This is a genomic window from Gordonia sp. 852002-10350_SCH5691597 (genome assembly GCF_001665715.1).
Classification (GTDB): domain Bacteria; phylum Actinomycetota; class Actinomycetes; order Mycobacteriales; family Mycobacteriaceae; genus Gordonia; species Gordonia sputi.
Genome location: NZ_LZMO01000250.1, coordinates 14,222 through 38,932, shown reverse-complemented (window position 1 = coordinate 38,932; position 24,711 = coordinate 14,222). Strand labels below are relative to the sequence as shown.

Genomic DNA, 24,711 nt, shown 5'->3' with positions numbered 1-24,711 from the left:
GCTTTGTAGGCCCCGGCACGCGCAGCAGCGGGCATCGGGGCTTGCTTGTTATGTTGATGAGTCGGGTCTCAGCTTGTCGCCGGAAGTCAGAAGCAAACGCCGCGCCGCAGGCGTAGATGGCATCGGCCTACGTGAGTGCATCGCACCTTAGACCGGCAGCTTCTTGCTGTAGTCGATCAGCAGCGTCGAACAGATGAACAGACCCGCACCGGCGGCTGCAAACAGCATCAGCGCCATGTCGTACGAACCGGTCGCCTGCACGATCAGGCCGACGATGATCGGCATGCCGACCCCTGCGAAGTTGCCGCCCAGGTTCATCGTGCCGCCCAGGAAACCGACACGCTTGCGCGTACCCAGGATCGACGGAATGCACCAGAACAGACCGCACCAGCGCAGGAAGAACAGCGTGGTCGACAACAGTGCCACCACCACAACCGGATCCTTGAAGCGCGCCACCGTGTAGATGGCGATCGTGGCCAATACCGAAGCGATGCCGAACAGGGTGCGCAGCACGCGGGCGCGCGATGCCCCGGTGGCCATCCACTTGTCGGCAATCCATCCACCGACCATCTCGCCCACAAAACCGGAGAAGAACATCGTGAAGACGGCACCGCCCATCTCCTTGATGTCCAGCCCGTGCACCTTCGACAGATAGGTCGGCATCCAGGTCAGCAGACCGTAGAACAATGCGTTGAAGCACATCCAGCCGAAGAACATGCCCCACACTGAGCGGTACTTGAAGAAGTCCAGCTCGTTGCCGCGCGAGGGGGCTGCGTCAGCAGGCTGGTGGGCGAGCGGGAGGTCGAGGTGGACGGTCGACGCCTGCGCGCCACCGCGGCGGTGGTGCTGGCGACGGGAAGCGACGCGTCGATCCCGCCGATCCCGGGTCTTGCCGACGCCGCGCACGACGTCGATGCCCGCGCCCCGCGCCCAATCGACCTGCGACGAGTCGTCGCGGTTGTGGGTGAACGAGTCGCGCCACGCCAGCAGACGGCCGGGTTCGGGCTGATCGTCGACGATTCGCGTCCGCGAGCCGGGCAGCCCCGTCGCGGCCTCGAGTGCGGCACCCGCCCCAAGCAACGCCTTGCTCGGCATGCACGCCCAGTACGAGCATTCGCCGCCGACGAGTTGACTCTCGACGAGCACTGCACGACGAGAACTTCCGCGGATCGCGTAGTCGGCTGCGTTTTCGCCCGCCGGTCCGGCGCCGAGCACGATGACGTCGTAGGTGTCGGTGTCTGCCATGAAATCCACGGTAGCCCCGCCCTGAATGTTGCCGCCTGAATGTTGCGGACCGGTTGTAACACTTGCTGTCCGCGGAGCGACCTCTAACACATCGGGTCCGCTCACCGCAGGAGAACCATGCCAATTTCACCCGAATCCGCTGCCGGCGATCCTCGCGATCAGTGGATCACCTACGACGCCCCCGTTGCCGACGAGTCGACGGCAACGGGTAACCGAACTCCCGGTCGACGCCGAATCCGGCGCAGGCTCGTCGGTCTCGCCACGGTGCTCACCATGACCGCAGCCCTGCTGGGCCTGAGCGCGGTGATCGGCAAGGACGACCGCGCTTCAGCACTCGTCGGACACCCCGAGGTCCTGCGTGACGGCTGTACGTGGGACTCGTCGGGAAACTACGTCCAGAACTGCAAGGTGTGGTCGCCGTCGCAAGACAAGTGGGTCATCGTTCAGGTCCGAGCGTCGAGCGGCAGCGACAAGGGCGTGTATCTCCTCGACGGCATGCGTGCCCGCGACGACCGCTCGGCGTGGACCACCGATGTCCAGGCCGCCAAGGTCTACGACGGTAAGAGCGACACGACACTGGTCATGCCCGCGGGCGGAGCGTCGTCGTTCTACACCGATTGGGACGCCGGAGCCGGCGACAAGAACGTCAAGATCAAGCAGGAGACCTTCCTGACCGACGAACTGCCCGCATACCTCGCGACCAATTTCGGTGTGAGCCGATCGAACAACGCGATCGTGGGGCTGTCGATGTCGGCCGGGCCTGCAGTCACGCTTGCCGAGCGGCATCCCGAGCAGTTCAAGGTCGTGCAGGCGATGTCGGGCTACTACCAAACCGACAATCCGATCGGCGCGCTCGGAGTGTTGGCAACGCAGACACTCGTCTCCAACTACACCAACGGGATCGTCAACATGTGGGGCGCGCCGGGAAGCGCACGGTGGACCGCGAACGATCCGTCGAAGAACATCGACAAACTCAAGCAAAACGGTCAGACCCTGATCATCTCGTCCGGAAGCGGCTTTCCGAGTCCCGCCGATATGGCAAAGCTCTCGCAGTCGGATCTGATCAACGCCATCGCGTTGGAAGTCCTGTCGGCGGTATCGACGGTGCTCATGCAGTTGCAGCTCGCGCAGTCGGGGGTGTCGGTGATCTCGCTTCCGAACTATGGCGTCCACAACTGGGCCAATTGGGATCGCAGCCTGGGCGCAGGTAAGAACGACGTGTTGGGCGCACTCAACAAGACGCCTGCGGTGACCGCGAAGACCCAGCTCGTCAGTGCTGCGGGATCGCCGGAACCCGACGGCGTGGCTAAGGCAACTGCTGCCGCGCGTGTCGCGGCGTCGCAGCAGGTGCAGACCCCGGCGGTACTCGCAGCGGTGGCGGCAGACAAGGCGTCGAGTACATCGAGCACGACGCCGACCTCGCCGTCGGAATCCGCCCGATCTGCCAGCTCCACAACCGAATCGACGACCGGCACTCCTTCCGAGGAGACCACGACAACCACAACCCCTGCCCCAACGGGCTCCACCTCATCGATCCCGGACAACTCGACACCGCCGCAGTCGACGACTCCCGACTCGACGACAACAACAACGGTCACCACCCCGTCGCCGTAGTCCTGCAGGCCGGGAGAAGCGGCTGTGCGCCCAGCATCGTCGTGCCCGTCCGCTGACGGATCAGCTCGAATGATCTACTCGAGGGCATGACGCCTTCACCGAGCGCCCTGGTCCTCGCCGCGGATCAGGGCGAGGTCGCAGTACTCACGCTTGCCATCGCGCTCTACTCGGCGGCCATACTCATCGCGATCGGCGTGGGTATCAACGCCGTCAACCGCAAGCGTCGACGCCTCGCCATCGCGATGGCGATATGCGTCGGGGTGCTGGTGGTTGCCGGCGTCGTCGTCGCGGTGATGAGCAGTATCCACTGACGGCCCGCCGTCCCAATCCACTGACGGCCCGCCGTCCCAATCCACTGACGGCTCGCCGTTCACCTGCACCGACGGCCTGCTGTTCACCTGCACCGACGGCCTGCTGTCCACCTCCTCGACGCCCCGCGTATGAGCGAACGCTCAACGGTATTCACTGAGGGGGCTTAGACTTCGGCGGTTACGCTCTGCCGCGGGGACGCAGCCCGTAAACCGACGGTGGAATCGATCTGATCAGGGGTGTGCATGTCAGATATGCCGTTCGGTGGGTTGAGTCGCCGCGAGTTCTTGTCGAGAGTTGCCGCGGTCGGCGGGGGCGCGCTGCTCACGTCGTGGGCCACGCCGATCATCGACAAGGCCTACGCCCAGGCCGACCCTGCGGGCACCGGGTCACTCGACGACATCGAGCACATCGTGCTGTTCATGCAGGAGAATCGCAGCTTCGATCACTACTTCGGCACCTACTCGGGTGTGCGAGGATTCGGCGAGTCGACGCCGCTGTGGCGCCAGCACGGCTGGGCACCCGGCGTCGGACCGACCAAGTCCGGATACACGATGCCGTTCCGCCTCGACACCGAGAACGACGCCAACCTCGACGGCGAGTGCATCAACGACCCCGACCACTCGTGGGCCGGGCTCCATCACGCGTGGAACGGCGGCCGCAACGACGGTTGGCTCCCCATGTCGATCGATTCGGTCGGCCCCGCCAACGCGCCTGCACTCATGGGCTACTACGAGCGTGAGGACATCCCCGTCCACCGGACGCTCGCCGAGGCATTCACCATCTGCGACGCCTACCACTGCTCAGTGCTCGGCCCCACCGACCCCAATCGGCTGTACTGGATGAGCGCAACGCTCGATCCCGAGGGCAAGCACGGTGGGCCGCTTCTCGAAACACCAACGCTCATACCCAAATTCGCCTACAGCTGGCGCACCATGCCGGAGAACCTCAGCGAGGCGGGCGTGAGTTGGAAGATCTACAACAACAAAGACCTCGGCCCGGTCTCGTCGGTTGTCCTCGACGGCATGATGGGCTGTTTCAAGCAGGCGCAGAATCCCAACTCGGAGTTGGCTCGACGCGGTATCGACCCGACCTACCCGAACGACTTCCGCGCCGACGTGGCAGCCAACCGGCTGCCCAAGGTGTCGTGGGTCGTCCCACCAGCGATGGAGTGCGAACATCCCGCGCTGCCTGCGGCTTTGGGCGCTGTGGGCATCGTGCAACTCCTCGACATCCTGACGTCGAATCCCGCGGTCTGGGAGAAGACGGCTCTGATCATCAGCTACGACGAGAACGGCGGCTTCTTCGACCACGTCGTTCCCCCGACGGCACCACCCGGCACCAAGGGTGAGTACGTCAGCGTGCCGAACATCAACAAGGTCTCGTCGTCGAAAGGCATCCGCGGGCCGATCGGACTCGGCTACCGCGTGCCGTGCTTCGTCATCTCGCCCTACAGTCGTGGCGGACTCGTCGCGCGCGAAACCTTCGACCACACTTCGCAATTGCGACTCATCGAGAAGCGCTTCGGCGTCGACGTCCCGAACCTCACCGCGTGGCGCAGGCAGACCGTCGGCGACATGACGACGGCGTTCGATTTCGCGCACCGCCCCAACTCGGCGCGGCCACGCCTCGGCGACCCGAACCCCAAGGCACAGAACGCTCTGTTGAAGTGCGGCCCCAACATTGCAGCGGGCACGGCCGGGTATGGCAAGCCGTATCCGGTGCCGCCCAACAGCATGCCGCGCCAGCAGCCCGGCACGCGTAGATCGCCGAGCGGCATCGTCTGACCCGTTCTCACGCCGCGGCGGGCAGACGTCCGTCGAGAACCGCCGCGGCTGTGCGCGTGAACACGGTCGTCCATGCGGCGACGAGAACAACCAAGAGCATCGCCGCGGCAACGCGAAACATGGTGACGTCCAGGGCCGTTGCCAGCGCGGCCAAGCCAGTCACGCAGGTGCCGATCGGAAAGGTGAAGCTCCACCATGTCAGCGCGAACGGCATGGAACGTCGGATGTTGTGCACAGTGACAGCGGTGGCGAGCGCGAACATCACCACGCCCAAGCCGGTCGCCGCGACTCCGTAACCGACACCGAAGATCCGCAAACCCGTTGCGATGGTGTGGGACTCGGAGGTGTACCCGGCGAGCGCGGAGTCGGCATGCGCGGCAAGCGAATTCGCCGCCGTGATGGACTGGCCGATGACGCCGAGTGTGATCCAGATCGTCGGTGCGGCACACCCGGTGGGTACGGTCCCGTGAACCAGGCGGCCATAGATCATCGACAGTGTGATCAGACCCAGGAACAAGCTGAGTCCAAACAGTAAGTAACACAACAGCAGAAAGCTCACTCGCCACTGCCCCGCCGGAACGTGGTCGACCAGCAGCGCACCGGTCGTCGCCGACACCATCGGCGGGACGACCGGCATCAGCCATGCCGGTAGCGCGACGAGGTCGGAGCGTCGACGATGGCGCGTCATCATGAGAAATGGCACGGCGATCGCCGTGCCGAGCCCCAGGAGGGTCCCGACCGACCACAGGGCCGCGTCGACGACAACCGCCGCATCAGACCCGAGGAGCGACACCCCAACGGTGATGGTGCCCGCTCCGACGGTCAACAGCGCCATCGGGATCGCGCCGTAGAACTGAACCATCACGGGGTCGGCGGCGTAATGTCGCGCCTGCGCGGGATGCCGCACCCAGTGCACACCGAACGCCGCGGCGATCACTACCAGCAGCACCGCCGCGAGCAACCAGATCGCCGTCGCGAAGCCGCGGACCGCCGGTACATCTCCGGCAACACTGATCGCCGACGTCGCCACGATCCCGGTACCCATCACCGCCGCAAACCAGTTGGGTGTGATGTGGGCGAACGCCTCGGCGCGACGCCTCACCGACGATCCGCTCGACGCAACGTCGGGGGCCAGCGGGTGGTCGAGGATCTCGGTCATGGTTCCCAGCATCGATCGCCGGGCGACCCGCCGGAAGACGGCTCGACGTTGTGGGGTCACAAGCGCTGGTTGTGGCTCCGCGCGCCCGCTCGACGCGACGAAGCGCCCGGTCGACGGAATACTGCGCCCACTCGGCCGTGCTCCCGTGCCGAGTGGGCGCTTCGTTCAGCCCACTGGGCAGCTCAGTCGACGGCCATCTCGCCGAGCTCCGACCAGCCGTCGGCGTCGACGGTCGTGTTGATGATTTCCGGTGTGGCGACGAGGAACTGCGGCAGGTCGGCTGTCGCCTTCTTGAAGTGATCGCTCGAGACGTGAGCGACGGCGGCGTCGTCGTCGAACGCCTCGATGAGGACGTATTCGTTGGGGTCGTCGAGGCTGCGTGACCACGTGAACCATTTGTTGCCCGGCTCCGACCGTGTTGCCTCGGTGAATTCGGCAACCAGGTCGGGCCACTGATCTGCGTACTCGGGCTTGATCTGCCATTTGGCGACGATGTGGATCATGCAACCAGCCTAGGTCGGCGCCACGACAACGCGGAACGGTTGCCGTGTCTCATTGTGAGAACAGCGACCGTGAGAACACCGACCGTGAGAACACCGATCGTGCGAACGCCTGGTGCGAGGCGGCGTGCATCACCCAACCCGGGCGGGCGTAACTTGGGTCACACAGCACTACAGGAGGAAAAGCGATGCGCGAGATCACCAAGTTCTACGTCGACGGTCAGTGGGTGGAGCCCACCGAGTTGAATCTCATCGACGTGATCAATCCGGCCACCGAAAAGGCCGCCGGCCACGTCGCTCTGGGCACCGCCGCAGACGTCGACGCCGCCGTGAACGCGGCGCGACGCGCCTTCGCCTCATGGGGGCGCAGCTCCATCGACGACAGACTCTCCGTGCTCAACGCCATCATCGCGGAGTATCAGAATCGCGCAGACGACCTCGCCGACGCCGTCACCGAGGAGATGGGCGCTCCCGCGGGATTGGCGAAGGCAGCCCAGGTACCTATCGGCCTCGGACACCTCATGACCGCCGCTGCGGCGCTGCCCGAGTACCGCTTCGCGGAGGATCGTCGAACCTCTCGAATCGTCAAGGAGCCCATCGGTGTCTGCGGATTCATCACGCCCTGGAACTGGCCGCTCAATCAGGTCATGTGCAAGGTGGCACCCGCGTTGGCCACCGGCTGCACGATGGTGCTGAAGCCTTCGGAGGTCGCTCCGTTCTCGGCGGCGATCGTCGCCGAGATCTTCGACGCCGCAGGCGTTCCCGCGGGCGTGTTCAATCTGGTCAACGGCGACGGACCCGGCGTCGGCTCGGCATTGGCGGCACACCCGGGCATCGACATGATCTCGTTTACCGGCAGTACCCGCGCGGGTATCGAGGTCGCACGCACCGCAGCCCCGACCGTCAAGCGCGTCGCGCAGGAACTGGGCGGCAAGAGCCCCAACATCATCCTCGACGACGACGACCTCGCACAGAATGTCGCAGGCGGCGTCGCATCAGTCATGCTCAACTCCGGACAGTCCTGCAACGCACCTACCCGCATGCTGGTCCCCAACTCGCGAATCGACGACGTCGTCGAGGCTGTGAAATCGGTCGAACCCTCACTGACAGTGGGAGATCCGACGAGCAAGGTGCGGCTCGGCCCGGTCGTGTCGGAGCCGCAGTTCGAGAAGATCCAGGGCCTCATCGAGCGCGCGATCAACGACGGCGCCACCCCGGTCATCGGCGGTGCCGGCAGGCCAGACGATCTGCCCACCGGCTACTACGTGCGTCCGACCGTCTTCTCCGGCGTCACCAACGACATGGAGATCGCGCGGACCGAGGTGTTCGGGCCCGTGCTGGTCGTCATCGGCTACGACGACATCGACGAGGCACTCGAGATCGCCAATGACACGGAGTACGGTCTCGCGGGCTACGTGTCGGGCAAGGATCTCGACGAGGTGCGCCGGATCGGCGAGCGTATCCGCGCCGGATCGATCTCCCTCAACGGCGCGCAACTCGATCCGTCGGCACCGTTCGGCGGATACAAGCAGAGCGGCAACGGCCGCGAGTGGAGCGACTACGCATTCGACGAGTTCCTCGAGGTGAAGTCGCTTTTGGGCTACGACGCCTGAGCCTGCGTATCCGGATGGGTCACACATGCCCATCCGGATACGCTGCGGGCAACGAAGACTCGGTGACAGTCGCAGAGTAGGTCGACCCCGCGAGGAGCCAAGATGACCGTTGCCCGTGACATCGCCGACGTGATCGAACACCACATCGGCGGTGAGATCCCTGTGCATCTCACCGCATGGGACGGCAGCGTCGTCGGCCCGGACGACGCTCCGCACGTCGCCATCTACAGCCCCGACGCGCTGCGCCGAATCATCTGGCATCCAGGCGAACTCGGCGCAGCTCAGGCCTACGTCACCGGCGAGCTCGACGTTGTCGACGACCTCGACGACGCCCTCACCCATGTGTGGGAGGTCGCCGCCGCTCGCGGGCTCTCTGGTATCCGCCCATCACCGCGTGTACTTTTCGACGTCGCGCGACTGGCTCTCCGCTACCGACTTCTCGGCCTCCCCACAGCCCCGCCTGCCAGCCAGGCACGCGTGCGGGGACGTCTGCATTCCCGCGCTCGCGACCGCGCCGCGATCAGTCACCACTACGACCTGTCGAACGACTTCTATGAGCTGATCCTCGACGAGCACATGGCGTACTCGAGCGCCTACTGGACGTCGGATCACCCCGACTACACGCTGGCCGACGCACAGGCGGACAAACTCGATCGCGTCTGCCGCAAGGTGGGTCTGGATTCGGTTGCCGGACAGCGATTCCTGGACATCGGGTGCGGATGGGGATCGCTATCCCTGTATGCGGCAGAACATTTCGACGCACGAGTGGTCGGCGTGACCATCTCACGCGAACAGAAGGCGTTCATCGACGAGCGCATCGCGCAGCGTGGTCTGGCCGACCGCGTCGAGATCCGCGTGCAGGACTACCGCGAGATCCCCGACCCTCCGTTCGACGCCGTGGCGTCGTTGGAGATGGGCGAGCACGTCGGCGAGCAGAACTATGCGACATACGCACAGGTGTTGCGCGACAAGGTCATTCCCGGTGGACGTGTGTGCATTCAGCAGATGTCAAGGCCCGAGGGCAAGCATCCCGGCGGCGGCCCGTTCATCGAGTCGTTCATCGCACCCGACATGTACATGCGCCCCGTCGACCGAACCGTGCAGTACCTGGTCGATGCCGGACTCCGCGTCGACGACGTCGAGGAGATGGCCGAGCATTACGTTCGGACCGTCGACGTCTGGTACGACACCTTCGAGAAGAACTGGGCACGCGCCGTCGACCTGGTCGGCGATGAGATGGCCCGCGTGTGGCGGCTCTACCTCGTCGGCGGACGCATGGCCTTCCGCGACGGCCGCATGGGCGTCGAGCAGATCACGGCAACAAGGCCACGTTAGCCCTGTGCTTGCGTGACGTGCCCCTCGAGCCACCCGAGCGTCGTCGAGAGCACTTTATCCTGCTCTGGCTCGTTGAAGATCTCGTGGTAGAGATCGTCGAAGATGACGAGCGTCTTGTCGTCGGAGCCCGCGAGGCGTTCGACCATCTCGCTGCCTGCCGGGTTGGTCAGCCGGTCGGCTGAACCGTGCATCACGAGAAGTGGGATCGTCAGCGAGCCCACGCGGTCGGGGAAGCTCTGCATCGTCGACAGCATCTCCGCACCCAGCCGCGCCGGAATACGAGCGCGCGTCACGAGCGGATCGGCTTGGTACGCGGCAACGACATCGGGATCGCGAGAGACGGCCGTCGAATCCAGCGCGATGGTCGGCAGCCAGGGCGCGACCTTGCCGAGAACCTGGGAGACGGCGATGACCGGGCCCGGCATGTCGTCGCCGGGCATCACGGCGGCACCGGAGAGGATCAGTCCGTCGAGCTTGCCCTGATGGTCGAGTGCGTAGTCGAGCGCGATGCAGCCGCCCATGCTGTGTCCGAGCAGATAGGTGGGCAGTCCGTCGATCGCGGTCTGCGTGACAACGGTGTCGAGGTCGTCACTGAATTGCTTGAATGACTTGATAAGCAACCGTTTTCCGCCGGACCGGCCGTGCCCGAGGTGGTCGGGTATCGCAACGGAGAAACCGGCGTCGGTGAACACCTTCGCGACGTGCGAGTACCGCCCGCCGTGCTCGCCGAGGCCATGTGCGATGACGACGAGAGCGCGCGGGTTCGCGGGCGTGAGGGTTGTGTAGAAGATCTGCTCGCCGTGCTTGCCGGAGAAGGTGCGCTCTTCGGTCGTGACGCCAGGTGTGCCGTCTACGCTGTCAGCCATTGGGCCATTATGGCTTACCGCGCGGCCGGATCAGCAAGTTCGGGCCAAGCTCCACCCGGGCACGTCAACCACCGATCCGCGTCAGACGCCGACCCCGACGAACTTCTCCGATGCCGTCCAGAGCCCGTCGATGAGGTCTTGCCGGTGTGCCTGCTTGTTCTCCCGACCGTTGGGCTTGAGCCGGTCGAAGTAGACGCCGTTGATCTCCGGGTCCGCACCACGACGTGCCAGAGCGACGAGTGGCTGCGCGCCCTGCTCAGGGGTGATGGTGCCGAACCGCTTGAGGGGTGTGCGGTAGAACAGTCCGACGAAGGCAGAGTCGCGACCGAAGCTGCTGGCGACCACACCGGGGTGTACGGCAGCCGAGACGATCCCGTCGTCACGCCACCGATCGGCGATACCCCTGGTGAACATGATGTTCTCCAATTTGCTTGTCCCGTAACACCGTAACTCGATCGTGCGTCGTCGCTCGAAGTCCAGGTCGGTGAGATCCACGCTGCCCGCAAGGTTGCCGAAGCTCGAGGTGTTGACCACCAGCGCGCCACCATCGGCGGCCAACTGCTCCTTGAGCAGGTTCGTCAGGAGAAACCCGCTGAGGTGATTGATCTGGAAGTTCGGCTCGTGTCCGTCCGCCGTCTTCTGTGCCGGCGCGAACGTGCCGCCCGCGTTGTTGAGCAGCACATCGATGGAATCGACCCGAGCGGCGATGTCGCCGGCCAGAGCGCGTACCTCGTCGAAGCGCGCATAGTCGGCGGTGAACGCGGTCGCACCCACCTCTGCCGCCACAGCCTTCGTCTTCTCCTCCGACCTCCCGACGATGATCAGGTCGACGTCGGGTCCGGCGAGCTCGCGTGCGGCGACAGCTCCTATTCCGTCGCTGGCGCCGGTGATCACGATCGTCCGTGTGTCTGCCACTGAGGTCCCCCGCTTCGTGTCATCGGGCGTCGTGCCCGAACCGTTCTCATCAGGTCTACACGGTGTCGGGTCAAGACGGCGTCGGGCCTGGTCCCCTCGCCCGCGGGGCACGCCGAGCACGCATCACTCGCGCCAGAACCCCGCTTCTTCCAGCAACTCGACGGCGCGATGACCCCCGCGCAGGAAGTGCCCCTCGATCAGCGTGCGAACGATGCCCGGCGAACGGCCACGCAGAGCGTCGAGGATCTCGCGATGATCACGCATCGACGAGGCCACCGCGTCGGGGTGCGAGTCGAAGAACCCCGACGGAATTGCCCTGCTGAGCAGCCGAAGCTCCGCGATCAGCCGCCGTGATGAGGACGCCTTGTTGATCACCCGATGGAAGTGCGAGTTCAAAGCTTCGAGTTCGATGAGATCGGCGGTCGATTCCATCTGTGCGGCAAGGTTGTCGAGAGTCTCGAAGTCGTCGACGGAGAGGTTCATCGCAGCGCGCTCGGCGGCAAGGCCCGAGATCACGCCGAGCATCCAGTAGTGGTCGCGGATGTCCTCGCGAGACAGATCGGCGACGAACGCCCCGCGCCGCGGGATCGTCTCGATGATGCCTTCGCCCGCCAACGAGATCAGCGCCTCCCGGACGGGCAGTTTGCTCATACCCAAGTGGTCGGCGAGCGCATCCTGGTCGATCTTGGCGCCCCGACGTAACTCACCGGCGAAGACGAGGCCCCTGATCGCACGGGCCGCCGCCTCCTTGCGCACCGACGTCGCCACGTCGGACTTCTCGGCGGAGTTCACGGTCATTCGTCGATGCTATCGCCCAGTCGACGTCGCAAGCGCCTCGAATTATCATCTTCGACGCTCCGCGCGGACGTAGAAAGTGTCTTAGCTGTCGATATGCAAGACCTCTTGGTGCGATCTGCTTGTATTTGATAATTTTCACCCCATGACCACCGCAACCGATCAACCGACGCCCGAGGTCGACGCCGACGATTTCGAGCAGATCCGCCAACTGGTCCACGACTTCATCCGCACCAGGGTCGTGCCCCGCGAAACCGAGATCATGCAGTCCAACGAGGTACCGGCCGATCTGCGTGCACAAGCCGCGGAGATGGGATTGTTCGGATATGCGATTCCGCAGGAATGGGGTGGCCTCGGACTCGACCTGACCCAAGATGTCGAGCTGGCAATGGAGTTCGGGTACACCAGCTTGGCGTTGCGGTCGATGTTCGGCACCAACAACGGCATCGCAGGTCAGGTGCTCGTCAACTTCGGCACCGACGAACAGAAGAAGCAATGGCTCGAGCGCATCGCGTCGGGTGAGGTGGTCGCGTCCTTCGCACTGACAGAACCGGGGGCGGGCTCCAATCCGGCGGGGTTGCGCACCAAGGCAACGCGCGACGGGCAGGAATGGGTGATCGACGGCCAGAAGCGCTTCATCACCAATGCGCCGATCGCCGACCTCTTTGTCGTCTTCGCGCGCACCCGCCCCGCCGACGAGTCGGGCACCGGGATAGCCGTATTCCTCGTTCCCGCAGACACTCCCGGCGTCGAGGTCGGTACCAAGGACGCCAAGATGGGCCAGGAGGGCGCGTGGACGGCCGACGTCACCTTCGACGGGGTGCGCGTACCTTCGTCGGCGCTTGTCGGTGGCGATGAGGAGAAGGGCTACAAGGCTGCGATGACGTCGCTGGCCCGCGGTCGTGTGCACATCGCCGCACTGTCGGTGGGGCAGGCGCAGCGCGCACTCGACGAATCGGTTGCCTATGCCGCGAACGCCACACAGGGCGGAAAGGCCATCGGCTCTTTTCAATTGGTGCAGGCGATGCTCGCAGACCAGCAGACCGGAGTGATGGCCGGACGGGCGCTGGTCCGCGAGGCCGCCGCCAAGTACGTCTCCGGAGAGGATCGACGCATCGGACCGTCGGCGGCAAAACTGTTCTGCACGGAGATGGTGGGCAAGGTCGCCGATCTCGCCGTGCAGATCCACGGCGGAACCGGCTACATGCGCGAGGTACCTGTCGAACGTATCTACCGCGACGTGCGCCTGCTCCGCCTGTACGAGGGCACCAGTGAGATCCAACGACTCATCATCGGCGGCAACCTGATTCGCGCCGCAACGACGTAAACGCGGCCACCAACCACACCTCCACCCGTCCCGAGAACAGGACAACTTCGCCATGCCAGGACCGCTCCTGAACGATCAGACCGCCGTGATCACCGGCGCCGCACAGGGAATCGGCTTCGCCATCGCGCAGCTCTTCGTCGACGAAGGTGCCCGCGTCGTGATCGGCGACGTCAATGCGGAAGCCGCCGACAAGGCAGCCGCACAACTCGGCGGCTCCGAGCGTGCGATCGGCGTGCGGTGCGATGTCACCGACAGCGACGACGTCGACGCGTTACTCGCCGCAGCCGCAGACGCTTTCGGCCCCGTCGACGTCATGGTGAACAATGCCGGGATCACTCGCGACGCCACCATGCGCACCATGACCGAAGACCAGTTCGACCAGGTCATCAACGTGCATCTGAAGGGCACCTGGAACGGCACGCGCAAAGCCGCGGCGATCATGCGCGAACGCAAGAGCGGCGCCATCGTCAACCTGTCGTCGCTGTCGGGCAAGGTCGGCATGGTCGGGCAGACCAACTACTCCGCGGCCAAGGCCGGCATCGTCGGGATGACCAAGGCCGCCGCGAAAGAGATGGCGCACCACGGGGTTCGAGTCAACGCCGTCGCGCCGGGCCTCATCCGCTCGGCCATGACCGAAGCCATGCCACAGAAGGCATGGGATCAGAAGATGGCCGAGATCCCGATGGGACGCGCGGGCGAGGTCAGCGAAGTCGCCACTGTGGCACTGTTTCTCGCGAGCCACCTCTCGTCGTATATGACCGGCACCGTCATGGAGGTCACCGGCGGGCGGTTCATGTGACCACCGGGCGCAGTCAGGTGTCTCGTCCGCTGGCAGGCGTTCGCGTCGTCGAGGTGTCGAGCTTCGTCGCATCGCCCCTGTGCGGCTTGACACTTGCGCAACTCGGCGCCGAGGTGATCCGGGTCGATCCGACCGGCGGTGCCGCCGACGTCCACCGCTGGCCGCTGACCGATGACGGCACCACCTCCATCTACTGGACCGGCCTCAACCGCGGCAAGAAGTCGATCACCGCCGACCTGCGATCACCCGACGGCCAGGAGTTGATTCGACGACTCGTCGTCGAATCAGGTTGTGGCGGTGGGATTCTGGTGACCAATGCGGCAGGCCGGGACTGGATGAGCCACGAGACGCTGGCAGCGCTGCGCAGCGACGTGATCACCGTGGAGCTGTGCGGACTTTCCGACGGCTCCCCCGCAGTCGACTACACGGTCAACGCGGGCATCGGCTTTCCGATGATCACCGGTCCGCTCGATCATGCGGGTCCGGTCAACCATGTACTCCCCGCGTGGGATGTGATCTGCGGACTCTATGCCGCCGTGTCACTCACCGCCGCGGTACGCAAACGCGAACACAGCGGCGACGGTAGCCGTATTCGGCTGGCGCTCGAGGACACCGCGTTGTCGATCGCCGGAACGCTTGGCTATCTGACCGAACCGCAGGTGAATTCGACGTCGCGGCCCGCCACGGGGAACGACGTCTACGGGACGTACGGCACCGACGTCACGACCGCGGACGGAGATCGATTCATGATCGTCGCCCTCACCGCACGCCACTTTCGCGACCTGGTGCGCATCACCGGAACCGACGGCGTCGTCGGCGCACTCGAACGCTCACTCGACGTCGACTTCACCACCGAGGCCGACCGCTTCACCCATCGCGACGTGTTGAACGCGCTGTTCCGCACGTGGTTTGCCAACCAGCCGACCGAGAGAGTCGCCGAGCTCCTCGAGGAGTCGTCGGTGCTCGCACAGCGCTACCGAACATTCGACGAGGTGGTGGCCTCCGGCGCGCTCGCGGCGAACCCACTGTTCACCGATCTCGACCAGCCCGGCGTCGGCACCTACCTCGCCGCGGGACTACCTGCAGGCTTCGACGGCGAACACTTCGCGGCAGGGCCCGCGCCAACACTCGGCGCCGACACGCCCACGTGGGCCGACGACCCCGACACCCCGTGACGCCGACAACCCCGTGACACCACCGACGACGTCTCCGGAATAACACCGCACCTCGGCAGGTTGACTGAACCAGTTGCTCAGATTTGAGCAAACAGCCGACCAGGAGGTTCCGATGCCCGCCATCACCGCCGACACCACAACACTGCCCCGCCTCACCGCGCCGGCACTCGAGGCAACCGAACGACCCGTGAAGTCACTGACCCGTGGCCCACGCGGATACGAGGGCGAAGGGTTTCCCGTGGTCAGAGCCTTCGCAGGCGTTCCGGCAGCGGTCCTCGACCCATTCATCCACATGGATCAGATGGGCGAGGTCGACTACGAGCCGGGCGAACCGAAGGGCACCGACTGGCATCCGCACCGCGGCTTCGAGACCGTCACCTACATCATCGACGGCCGCTTCCAGCACCAGGACTCCACCGGTGGCGGCGGGTTGATCGAGAACGGCGCCACGCAGTGGATGACTGCCGGTGCCGGCATCCTGCACATCGAGACCCCACCGGCCGAGTTGGTCGAGTCCGGCGGCCTGTTCCACGGCATCCAGCTCTGGGTGAACCTGCCGGCCAAGGACAAGTTCCTCACACCGCGCTACCAGAACCTCGAAGCCGGGAACGTCGCGCTCGTCGCCTCGCCCGACGGTGGCGCACTCGTCCGCATCATCGCCGGTGAGCTCGACGGCCACGCCGGGCCGGGTGCCACACACACGCCGATCACGGTGGCGCACGCGACCGTCGCGCCGGGTGCATCCGTGTCGGTGCCGTGGCGTGAGGACTTCAACGCCCTCGCCTACGTCCTGTCCGGACGTGGCACCGTCGGCCCAGATGCGCGTCCGATCGAGCAGGGTCAACTCGCCGTATTCGGCAAGGGTGACCGTCTGACTGTCGCCGCCGATGCCGGACAGGACAGCAACCGCCCCGCCCTCGAGGTCCTCCTTCTCGGCGGGCAACCGATTCGCGAACCCGTCGCACACTACGGTCCGTTCGTGATGAACACCCGCGAGCAACTGATCGAAGCCATCGAAGACTTCCAGGCCGGTCGTCTCGGCGTCATTCCGCCGGATGCGATCATGCCGCACACCAGCACTCGATGACCGCCAACCCCTCGATCCAGAAGGTCGCCGCGTCGAAATCCCAGGCGTGGCGGCTCTTCATCGAGACCAGCGCCCGACTCCAGACCACGCTCGACGACGAACTCCGTGCTCACTGCCGAATGTCGTTGGCGGACTATCACGTTCTGTTGATCCTCCACGAATGCCCCGGTGGCCGTGCACGAATGCGCGACCTCTCCCACCGCATGGTGTTCTCGACGTCGCGTCTGTCCTACCAGATCGACGCGATGGTCCGACGCGGCTGGCTTCGTCGCGAGGCGGCCCCGGAGGACAAACGCGGCAGCTACGCGGTACTGACCGACGACGGACGCACGGCGTTCGCGGCGGCGGCACGCGACCACGGTGCGGCCGTCGACAGGTTGTTCACCTCCGCGCTGTCGGATTCCGAGGCAAGCGGACTCGCCGACCTCATGGAGACACTGACCAGTCACCTCGACGCCGAAACTCCCCTCACCCCAAGCACATCCGCGAACCGAGCGAAATGACGACATCATGACCGACACGCAGACCCCACAGATCACCGACGTCGCCCGCTGCCGCCTCATCCGCGCAGCCGACCGCCACATGTGGAACGACGAGGCCATCGACTCGCGGCAATCCTTTCCTGCCACGGGCAGTTTCGACCTGGCGGCCAACGCGCACGGAATGCTGCTGGTCCACAACGACGACATCGTCGACGCGGGCGCAGGCTTCGACACCCATCAGCATCGCGACGCAGAGATCGTCACGTGGGTCGTCGAAGGCGCTCTGCACCACAGAGACTCGCAGGGTAGCGAAGGTGTTCTCACACCCGGCGTCGTGCAGAGCATGTCTGCCGGATCGGGAATCCGGCATTCCGAACGCAACGCGTCGACGCGCGCCGAGAACCAGCGGCTGCGCGTCGTGCAGATGTGGATCGCACCCGAGTATTCGGGCGGCACACCGAGTTACGCGGAAGCGAGCGTCAACGAGGCGCTAGCCGACGGCGGGCTGGTCACCATCGTGTCGGGACTCGACCGCGACGCGGGCGGGCAGGCGTTGTCGGTCGGCAACAGCTACGTCGCGCTGCATGCGGCGCGCCTACTCCCCGACCGCCCGGTCACCCTGCCGTCTGCACCGTTCGGGCACCTGTTCGTGGTCTCCGGCACCGTCACGGTGTCGGGCCTGCCGAGCGACGAGACAGCCGACGACCACCTCACGCTCGATGAGGGCGACGCGCTGCGTACCGCGGGCACCGCCGCACTGACCGTCGCCGCAGACGCGCCGGCCGAGATCCTCTTCTGGGAAATGCACACTTCGTTCGACGCCGCGCGCGCCTGACCGCTCGACGAACGCGATCAGAGTTGTGGCGCAACCGCTGTGGAGATCAGCTCGAGATGCTCGAGATCGTCAAGGTCGAGCATCTGCAGATACAACCTGGTGACTCCGATGGCCCGGTAGGACTCGATCTTCTCGACGACCTGATCGGGCGTACCAGCGAGTCCGTTCTCCCGGAGCTCGCCGACCTCGCGCCCGATTGCGTCGGCACGTCGTGTGACGTCTGCATCGCTTTTGCCCACGCAGATCGTCAACGCTGCCGAATACGTGAGTTCGTCGGGTCCGCGACCCGCCGCCGTGCACGCATCGCGCACGACGTCGAATTGCGCTGCGACGACGTCGGTCTTCGCGAACGGCACGTTGAACTCGTCGGCAAACTGCGCGGCCAACGCGGGGGTGCGCTTCTTGCCCATACCGCCGATGATGATCGGGGGTCGCGGTGACTGCACCGGCTTCGGCAACGCGGGTGAGTTGCTGACCTGAAAGTGCTTGCCGCGGTAGTCGAAGAGATCGCCTACCGGCGTCGACCACAGCCCGGTGATGATCTCGAGGTTCTCGGTCAGCTTCTCGAAGCGTTCTCCGAGCGGCGGGAACGGAATCGCATACGCCTCATGCTCCTCGGCGAACCATCCTGCCCCTAGTCCGAATTCGATTCGGCCACCGCTCATTTCATCGGCCTGCGCAACCTGGATCGCAAGCTGACCGGGGTGGCGGAACGTCGCCGACGTCACCAGGGTGCCGAGACGGATCGTCGAGGTCTCCCGACCGAGCGCCGCCAACGTGAGCCACGCATCGGTCGGCCCCGGGAGCCCCTCGGTGTTCATCGCCAGGTAGTGATCGGATCGGAAGAATGCGTCGTAGCCGAGGTCTTCGCTCGCCCGCGCGACGCGGAGCAGCGTCTCGTATGTGGCGCCCTGCTGAGGTTCGGTGAAGATTCGCAAGTCCATGGAATTCAACCTACGCGTCGCGAACTCGGGTCTGTCCGGCGTGCCGTCCGCTCTGGGGACGCGTCACGCCTACGGCGTGATCTGGCCCGCGGGCACCAGCGACGGCTCGTCGACGGTCGACAGCGTGAGGACGGCCTCGACGATCGCGTCCTGCGTCTCGATCTGCGCTTCGAGCCTTCGCAACCGGAATGCGACGTCGTGCTCGGCGAGGTCGCCGGTGATATCGACGGCTGCCACCAGGTAGAACTCCATCGGGCCGACGTACTCCGCATGCAGATAGGTGACCCGATCGATGTCGGCCATGTCGAGCAGACGAACGAGGATGGCGTCGCGAATCGGCGCCATGGCCTCCTGGCCGAGGAGAAACTCGCTGTTGCGTCGGATCAGGAAGATGGCGATGAAGCCCAACAGCAGACCGACGAGGATCGATCCGAGCGCATCCCAGACTGCGTTGCCGGTGATCTGATGCAGCGCCATGCCCGCAGCAGCGATCGCGAGTCCGACGAGTGCCGCGGAGTCTTCGGCGAACACTGCTCGCAGAGTGGTATTCGACGTCCGGCTGACAAATCGAAGCGGGTGCATCGACATCCGACGTCCGCCCGCCTTGGCCTGGCGAACCGACTGTACGAACGAAATACCTTCCAGCACTGCCGAGATCGCAAGGACTATGTAGCCGACGAGATAGTTGGTGTCTTCTTCCGGGTGGACGAGCGCGGTGATGCCGTTGACCACCGACACGGCAGCGCCGACTGCGAACAATCCGAACGCCGCGAACATCGACCAGATGTAGGTTTCCCTGCCGTGCCCGAACGGGTGACTTCTTGTCCTGCCACGATTTCCGCGGCGCTCGGCGATGAGCAGAAAGATCTCGTTTCCCGAGTCCGCCCAGGAGTGCATGGCCTCAGCCGTCATCGACGCCGATCCCGTGACGATCGCAGCAATCGTCTTGGCAATGGCGACCGCAACATTCGCGACGAATGCGATGACGACGGTCGTCATCGAATCCTGATCGTTGATGGGGGTGACGAGTTGCTCATCGGTCCGCGGCACTTCCGTGTCAGCCATGATCCGATCGTCTCACGGCATGCGGGTGCCGACACTCGATCCGGACACGCCCTCGCCGAGAAAATGACCGCGCGGCGCACCCAGCCGAAGGTGCACCGCGCGGTCGTCGAATCCAGACTCGGGTGAGAGGTTATCCGAGGCTGAAGGGCTTTCCGTAGAACGTCACGATCTGTTCTGCGTTGGGTGTGTTTACATACACGTCGGCAAACGAGCGAGCCTGCGCATAGCCTGCGCAGCCGTTGATCCCGATCTGCTCGTCGGTGTAGCTGAGCTTCGCGTGGTTGGTGGCCTTGTACCCGACCTTGTTGCTCAGCTTCTGGTTGCCGAAGTCGTCGGCGGACTCGACCGTGTTCACGTAGTAGGCGATCGCCTGGCCCGGACCGACCGACAGCGAGGTTCCGGCACCGGCCGTTGCCGAAGTGATTGAGGGCGGGCTATCGATATTCGCACCCGGCTTGCCGGATGCAGCACCGTTGCCGCTACCACTGACACCGGAGATGTTGACCTGGCAGCCGACGATGTAACCCGCCCTGATCTTGATGTTCTTGGCGTCCTTGCTGGTCTTGACTGCGTAGGTAGCCGACACCCATGCGTTGCGGTGTAGCGGAGTTCCGCCGAGGGACGGGTTGATGTTGGCCCTCTCGTTACTCCTCGTCACCGACACGACGGTGCCGTCGCCCAGGGTCTGCTGGTCGGTCTGCGAAGGGAGCGCGACGTGGACGTCCGCGTGTGCGATGGCCGGTGCCATCAGTGCGGCGACTGTTGTCAATGCCGCGGGCGCGCCGATCGTGACGAGCCGCTTCAAGCTGATATTCATTTCTTCCTCGTATGTCGTCAGTCGTTCAGGGAGGTGTCAGCCGATGGAGAAGGGCTTGCCATAGAGATTGATCTTCTGATGATCGCTACCCGTGGTCTCGACGACCACGTACGAGCGAGCCTGCGCGTAGCCTGCGCAGTTGTTGATGTTCAGCTGCGTGCGGTCCCAGTTGAAGTAGTACGTGCCCTTTTTCTCGATGTCCTTGTAATCGAGCTGAGCGAACACCACCTGGCCGGGCGTCAGCGGAATGCTGAGGCTGCCCGAACCCGATACCGCGCCGGCGCTGAGCAGGTTGAGTGTTCCGGTGGCGCCGACCGTCATCGATCCGACGTTCACCTGGCAACCGACGATGTAGCCCACCGAGAGCGTCGCCGCGGCGCCGTCCGTCGACACGCCGCCGGTGCCCGGGTAGGTGGCCTCGCCGTTCGAACCGACACCGTTGTTCGGCCCAGCCTTGGAGTCCTTCAAGCCCGGCGCCTTGAGAACAACGCTTCCGCTCACCCACGCGGTGCGGCCAAGGCCGTTTGCCGCAAGAGACGGCGAGATCTGTGCAGATTCAGAGGTGCGGGTCAGTGTCAGCCCGTCGCCGTTGGCCGTTCCTCCCGGCAAACGAACGAAGGCGTCGCCGTGTGCGGGAGCCGCGGCCAGGCCGACGGCGGTCGCGACGGCACCGATGGCCAGTGCGCCGACGGCACCCCGTCGCATCCGTGACTCGTTGGTGGTCATGTAGTCCCCTCAAGATGAATTCATTGCTCGGCTCGCTCGCTCCGCGCGCTGCGCCGGTCGTCGCCCCAGCGGCAACTCCGCGCGAACTGTACTGAGATGACGGAGAACAAAACGTGAACAAAGTGCGGCCACACGGCGGCGCGTTGACCAATTTGTGATCTTCGAATCCGTTGCACGACAGGATGTTTCGTTTTGTACCGTTTGCACTGCCAAATATCGGACATAAGCGACGCTTGCTGATCGTCCTCAAATGAGTGCAAGCTTCGCGATACCAAATCGAGGTTCGTCCGGTTAGTGTTTGCGAGTGAGCTCCGACGTTTCCGACCACCGAATGCGGCAGTGGCTGCTCTCCGATATCTCACCGGAGCCCGCAGGCCTCATGGGACCGCACCGCATTCCGAGCGAAGAATCGCACACACACCGGTGGTGGCAGGTGATGTGCCTGACCGGCGTCGACTATTTCTCGACGCTCGGCTACCAGCCGGGCATCGCTGCGCTCGCAGCGGGACCCGTCGCCCCTGTCGCGACATTGGTGCTGGTCGCGCTGACGCTCTTCGGCGCGCTTCCCGTCTATCGGTATGTCGCCGCGAAATCGCCCAAGGGCGAGGGCTCGATCGCGATGCTCGAACGGCTGCTCCCCAAGTGGGGCGGAAAGATCTTCGTTCTCGTCCTCCTCGGCTTCGCGGCAACCGACTTCCTGATCACGATGACGTTGTCGGCCGCGGACGCGACCGCCCACTTCGTCGAGAATCCCCTTGTGCCACGGGGCTTCTCCAACCACACGGTCCTGATCACACTGATCCTGCTCGCGCTGCTCGCCGCGGTGTTCCTGCGCGGCTTCACCGAGGCGATCACCATCGCGGTCGTCTTGGTCGTCGTGTATCTGAGTCTCAACGTTGTCGTGATCGCGACCGCGCTGTGGCACATCGTCGAAGCTCCACATCTCGTCATCGACTGGCAGTCGGCGATGTTCACCGAGCACGGCAATCCGTGGATGGTGGCCGCGATCGCCGTTCTCGTGTTTCCCAAGCTGGCGCTGGGATTGTCGGGCTTCGAGACGGGCGTCGCGGTCATGCCGCAGGTCGACGGCTCACCGGCCGATCCACCCGATCATCCGATCACCCGCATCCGTGGCACTCGACGCCTCCTCACCACATCGGCACTGATCATGAGTGTCTTCCTCATCTCGAGCAGTCTGGTGTGCACCATCCTCATACCCGAGAACGAGTTCCAGCCCGGCGGCAAGGCCAACGGTCGTGCGCTCGCCTACCTCGGACACGACTACCTCGGCAGCGGTTTCGGCACCGTCTACGACATCAGCACCATCCTCATCCTCTGGTTCGCCGGGGCGTCGGCGATGGCCGGTCTGCTCAACCTGGTGCCGCGCTACCTGCCGCGCTACGGCATGGCTCCGGACTGGGCGCGCGCCACCCGCCCGCTGGTCGTCGTCTTCGCACTCATCGCCTTCGGCGTCACCATCTATTTCGACGCCAACGTCGACAAACAGGGCGGCGCATACGCCACCGGCGTACTGGTTCTGATGACGTCCGCTGCCATCGCGGTCACACTCTCGGTGCGCAAACGCAGGATTCGACGACTGACGCTGATGTTCACCACGATTTCGGTGATCTTCATCTACACCACCGTCGCGAATATCATCGAACGCCCCGAGGGTGTGCAGGTGGCAGCATTCTTCATCGCGGCCATCCTGATCGTGTCGTTTGCTTCCCGAATCAACCGATCGTTCGAATTGCGAAGTGGCATCATCACTTTCGACGAGACAGCACAACGCATCATCGACGAGGCAGCGGCCTCCGGGGAGATACAGATCGTCACCCACGACCCCGACGAACGGTCGCTGCACGAATACCACGACAAAGAACTGCAGCAACGCGCCGAAAGCCACATTCCCGACGCCGATCAGATCGTGTTCCTCGAAGTCAACGTGACCGACTCGTCGGAATTCGCCACCGACCTCCTGATCCACGGACGCTACCGCGAAGGTGGATACCGGATCCTCTGGGTTGATTCGGCGGCGGTGCCCAATACGATCGCGGCCACGTTGTTGGCCATCCGCGAACGGACCGGAATCGTTCCCAACGTGTACTTCGAGTGGAGCGAGACCAACCCGCTGCTCAACCTCCTCCGGTTCTTGTTCATCGGTGAAGGCGAGGTTGCGGCGGTCACGCGAGAGGTCGTCCGACGGGCCGAGCCGGAAATCAGCCAACGACCGGTCGTACACGTCGGCTGACTCCCCGACACCAACATCTCAGTGCCCGGCCCATGACGATTGTCATGGGCGAAACATGACATCTGCTCTGTGTGTGGACCTTCGCGCGGGGCGACTCTTGATGTCATGAACAACACCGACCCCACCGCGATTCGCACATCGGCGCCAACACACACCGTGCCGGCACTCGTCATCGACGGTGTCACGAAGACCTTCCGCAGCGGCAACGGTTCTCAGGTCACCGCCGTCGACGACCTCAGCCTGACGATCCGCCAGGGCGAGGTCGTGGCCTTCCTCGGGCCGAACGGCGCAGGCAAGACCACGACACTCGACATGGTTCTCGGCCTGACACAACCGGATTCGGGCACCGTCGAGGTCTATGGCTTGTCGGCCAGGAAGGCCGCACGGACAGGTAGGGTCGCCGCGGTTCTGCAGAGCGGCGGTCTGCTCCCCGATTTCACGGTCGAAGAGACCATGCGCATCGTCGCGGATCTACACGGGCGCACGCGCGACGTCGAATCAGCAATGGCTCGCGCCGGCATCTCGGACATCGCCGGGCGCAAGGTTTCCCGGTGCTCGGGTGGCGAGCAGCAACGCCTCAAGTTCGCGTTGGCGACGCTGCCCGACCCAGACCTCATCGTGCTCGACGAGCCGACCGCCGGAATGGATGTGGAGTCACGACGCACCTTCTGGTCGGCGATTCGTGCGGATGCCGGTGCCGGTCGCACCGTCGTCTTCGCCACTCACTACCTCGAGGAGGCCGACGACTTCGCCGACCGCATCGTGATGGTCTCGCACGGACGCGTCGTTGCCGACGGTTCGACCGCCGAGATCCGCAATGTCGCCAGCCGACGGGTGGTGTCGGCAATCGTCGACGACACCGGTATCGCCGCAGTGGGTGCGGCCATTCCCGATCTTGAGGTGGTCGAGCGTCGAGGCGGACGAATCTATCTGTCCGCCAGCGATTCCGATGCACTCGCGAGGTTTCTGCTGACCGCGACCGACGCTCGTGAGCTCGAGGTCGCGACCCACAACCTCGAAGACGCTTTCATCGCGCTCACCACCGACTGACCACCACGAACCTCA

General features: G+C 64.8%; 23 protein-coding genes and 1 pseudogene. 13 read left to right on the top strand and 11 right to left on the bottom strand.

Annotation, left to right across the window (positions count from 1 at the left end; all coding sequences use genetic code 11):
• Positions 1-147: 147 nt before the first annotated feature.
• Positions 148-915 carry an MFS transporter gene (locus A5777_RS25530; protein ID WP_442903059.1) on the bottom strand — a complete coding sequence of 256 codons (768 nt, stop codon included), beginning with the start codon at positions 913-915 and terminating at the stop codon, positions 148-150.
• Positions 891-1,245: pseudogene (locus A5777_RS25525) on the bottom strand (FAD-dependent oxidoreductase); the annotation flags it as partial. The pseudogene A5777_RS25525 and the gene A5777_RS25530, both read right to left, overlap by 25 nt.
• 117 nt (positions 1,246-1,362) lie before the next feature.
• Here A5777_RS25525 and A5777_RS18505 point away from each other — a divergent pair.
• The 3 genes from A5777_RS18505 to A5777_RS18495 all read left to right on the top strand — a co-directional run bounded on the left by A5777_RS18505 (position 1,363) and on the right by A5777_RS18495 (position 4,955).
• A complete protein-coding gene (locus A5777_RS18505) occupies positions 1,363-2,859 on the top strand; it encodes an alpha/beta hydrolase (protein WP_064863763.1) in 1,497 nt (498 codons plus the stop codon).
• A gap of 86 nt (positions 2,860-2,945) precedes the next feature.
• Positions 2,946-3,170, top strand: coding sequence for a hypothetical protein (locus A5777_RS18500; protein WP_005202113.1), 225 nt, complete (start codon positions 2,946-2,948; stop codon positions 3,168-3,170).
• Positions 3,171-3,413: 243 nt separating this feature from the next.
• Positions 3,414-4,955: an alkaline phosphatase family protein gene (locus tag A5777_RS18495; protein ID WP_064863762.1), complete on the top strand. Its 1,542-nt coding sequence runs from the start codon at positions 3,414-3,416 to the stop codon at positions 4,953-4,955.
• A gap of 7 nt (positions 4,956-4,962) precedes the next feature.
• Here the strand turns inward: A5777_RS18495 and A5777_RS18490 are convergent, their stop codons facing one another.
• Both A5777_RS18490 and A5777_RS18485 read right to left on the bottom strand, forming a co-directional pair.
• Entirely contained in the window at positions 4,963-6,114 is a 1,152-nt protein-coding gene (locus A5777_RS18490; RefSeq protein WP_064863765.1) for a TDT family transporter, read from the bottom strand.
• Positions 6,115-6,296: 182 nt separating this feature from the next.
• Positions 6,297-6,617 (bottom strand): putative quinol monooxygenase, encoded by a 321-nt coding sequence (locus tag A5777_RS18485; protein WP_064863761.1) that lies wholly within the window; start codon positions 6,615-6,617, stop codon positions 6,297-6,299.
• A 185-nt stretch (positions 6,618-6,802) separates the two neighbouring features.
• On the opposite strand from A5777_RS18485, the gene A5777_RS18480 reads away from it, so the two are divergent.
• Both A5777_RS18480 and A5777_RS18475 read left to right on the top strand, forming a co-directional pair.
• Complete coding sequence (locus A5777_RS18480) at positions 6,803-8,227, top strand: aldehyde dehydrogenase family protein (protein WP_064863760.1); 1,425 nt, start codon at positions 6,803-6,805, stop codon at positions 8,225-8,227.
• A gap of 102 nt (positions 8,228-8,329) precedes the next feature.
• Positions 8,330-9,562: an SAM-dependent methyltransferase gene (locus A5777_RS18475; protein ID WP_064863759.1), complete on the top strand. Its 1,233-nt coding sequence runs from the start codon at positions 8,330-8,332 to the stop codon at positions 9,560-9,562.
• Here A5777_RS18475 and A5777_RS18470 read toward each other — a convergent pair.
• The 3 genes from A5777_RS18470 to A5777_RS18460 all read right to left on the bottom strand — a co-directional run bounded on the left by A5777_RS18470 (position 9,559) and on the right by A5777_RS18460 (position 12,141).
• Positions 9,559-10,428, bottom strand: coding sequence for an alpha/beta hydrolase (locus A5777_RS18470; RefSeq protein ID WP_064863758.1), 870 nt, complete (start codon positions 10,426-10,428; stop codon positions 9,559-9,561). The genes A5777_RS18475 and A5777_RS18470 overlap by 4 nt on opposite strands.
• A gap of 81 nt (positions 10,429-10,509) precedes the next feature.
• Positions 10,510-11,343 carry an SDR family NAD(P)-dependent oxidoreductase gene (locus A5777_RS18465; RefSeq protein ID WP_064863757.1) on the bottom strand — a complete coding sequence of 278 codons (834 nt, stop codon included), beginning with the start codon at positions 11,341-11,343 and terminating at the stop codon, positions 10,510-10,512.
• Positions 11,344-11,466: 123 nt separating this feature from the next.
• On the bottom strand, positions 11,467-12,141 hold the full coding sequence (locus A5777_RS18460) for a GntR family transcriptional regulator (RefSeq protein ID WP_064863756.1): 675 nt from the start codon (positions 12,139-12,141) through the stop codon (positions 11,467-11,469).
• A gap of 142 nt (positions 12,142-12,283) precedes the next feature.
• Here A5777_RS18460 and A5777_RS18455 point away from each other — a divergent pair, with 142 nt between their 5' ends.
• The 6 genes from A5777_RS18455 to A5777_RS18430 all read left to right on the top strand — a co-directional run bounded on the left by A5777_RS18455 (position 12,284) and on the right by A5777_RS18430 (position 17,843).
• Entirely contained in the window at positions 12,284-13,465 is a 1,182-nt protein-coding gene (locus A5777_RS18455; protein ID WP_064863755.1) for an acyl-CoA dehydrogenase family protein, read from the top strand.
• Between the two features lie 52 nt (positions 13,466-13,517).
• A complete protein-coding gene (gene fabG / locus A5777_RS18450; protein WP_064863754.1) occupies positions 13,518-14,264 on the top strand; it encodes a 3-oxoacyl-ACP reductase FabG in 747 nt (248 codons plus the stop codon).
• A complete protein-coding gene (locus tag A5777_RS18445) occupies positions 14,261-15,439 on the top strand; it encodes a CoA transferase (protein WP_005202135.1) in 1,179 nt (392 codons plus the stop codon). The genes fabG and A5777_RS18445 overlap by 4 nt, the downstream gene beginning before the upstream one ends.
• Before the next feature lie 112 nt (positions 15,440-15,551).
• Positions 15,552-16,526 (top strand): pirin family protein, encoded by a 975-nt coding sequence (locus tag A5777_RS18440; RefSeq protein WP_005202136.1) that lies wholly within the window; start codon positions 15,552-15,554, stop codon positions 16,524-16,526.
• Positions 16,523-17,029, top strand: coding sequence for a MarR family winged helix-turn-helix transcriptional regulator (locus tag A5777_RS18435; protein ID WP_005202137.1), 507 nt, complete (start codon positions 16,523-16,525; stop codon positions 17,027-17,029). Before A5777_RS18440 ends, A5777_RS18435 begins: the two co-directional genes overlap by 4 nt.
• A gap of 7 nt (positions 17,030-17,036) precedes the next feature.
• Positions 17,037-17,843 carry a pirin family protein gene (locus A5777_RS18430; protein ID WP_005202138.1) on the top strand — a complete coding sequence of 269 codons (807 nt, stop codon included), beginning with the start codon at positions 17,037-17,039 and terminating at the stop codon, positions 17,841-17,843.
• Between the two features lie 17 nt (positions 17,844-17,860).
• Here the strand turns inward: A5777_RS18430 and A5777_RS18425 are convergent, their stop codons facing one another.
• The 4 genes from A5777_RS18425 to A5777_RS18410 form a co-directional block, all read right to left on the bottom strand.
• Positions 17,861-18,787 carry an LLM class F420-dependent oxidoreductase gene (locus A5777_RS18425; protein WP_064863753.1) on the bottom strand — a complete coding sequence of 309 codons (927 nt, stop codon included), beginning with the start codon at positions 18,785-18,787 and terminating at the stop codon, positions 17,861-17,863.
• Between the two features lie 69 nt (positions 18,788-18,856).
• On the bottom strand, positions 18,857-19,852 hold the full coding sequence (locus A5777_RS18420; RefSeq protein ID WP_064863752.1) for a cation diffusion facilitator family transporter: 996 nt from the start codon (positions 19,850-19,852) through the stop codon (positions 18,857-18,859).
• A gap of 130 nt (positions 19,853-19,982) precedes the next feature.
• On the bottom strand, positions 19,983-20,669 hold the full coding sequence (locus tag A5777_RS18415) for an MspA family porin (protein ID WP_064863751.1): 687 nt from the start codon (positions 20,667-20,669) through the stop codon (positions 19,983-19,985).
• A gap of 36 nt (positions 20,670-20,705) precedes the next feature.
• On the bottom strand, positions 20,706-21,395 hold the full coding sequence (locus A5777_RS18410) for an MspA family porin (RefSeq protein ID WP_005202142.1): 690 nt from the start codon (positions 21,393-21,395) through the stop codon (positions 20,706-20,708).
• 379 nt (positions 21,396-21,774) lie between these two features.
• Here A5777_RS18410 and A5777_RS18405 point away from each other — a divergent pair, with 379 nt between their 5' ends.
• Both A5777_RS18405 and A5777_RS18400 read left to right on the top strand, forming a co-directional pair.
• Complete coding sequence (locus tag A5777_RS18405) at positions 21,775-23,646, top strand: amino acid transporter (RefSeq protein WP_156528011.1); 1,872 nt, start codon at positions 21,775-21,777, stop codon at positions 23,644-23,646.
• Positions 23,647-23,751: 105 nt separating this feature from the next.
• Positions 23,752-24,696, top strand: a complete 945-nt coding sequence (locus tag A5777_RS18400; protein ID WP_064863750.1) for an ABC transporter ATP-binding protein — start codon at positions 23,752-23,754, stop codon at positions 24,694-24,696.
• Positions 24,697-24,711 lie beyond the last annotated feature (15 nt).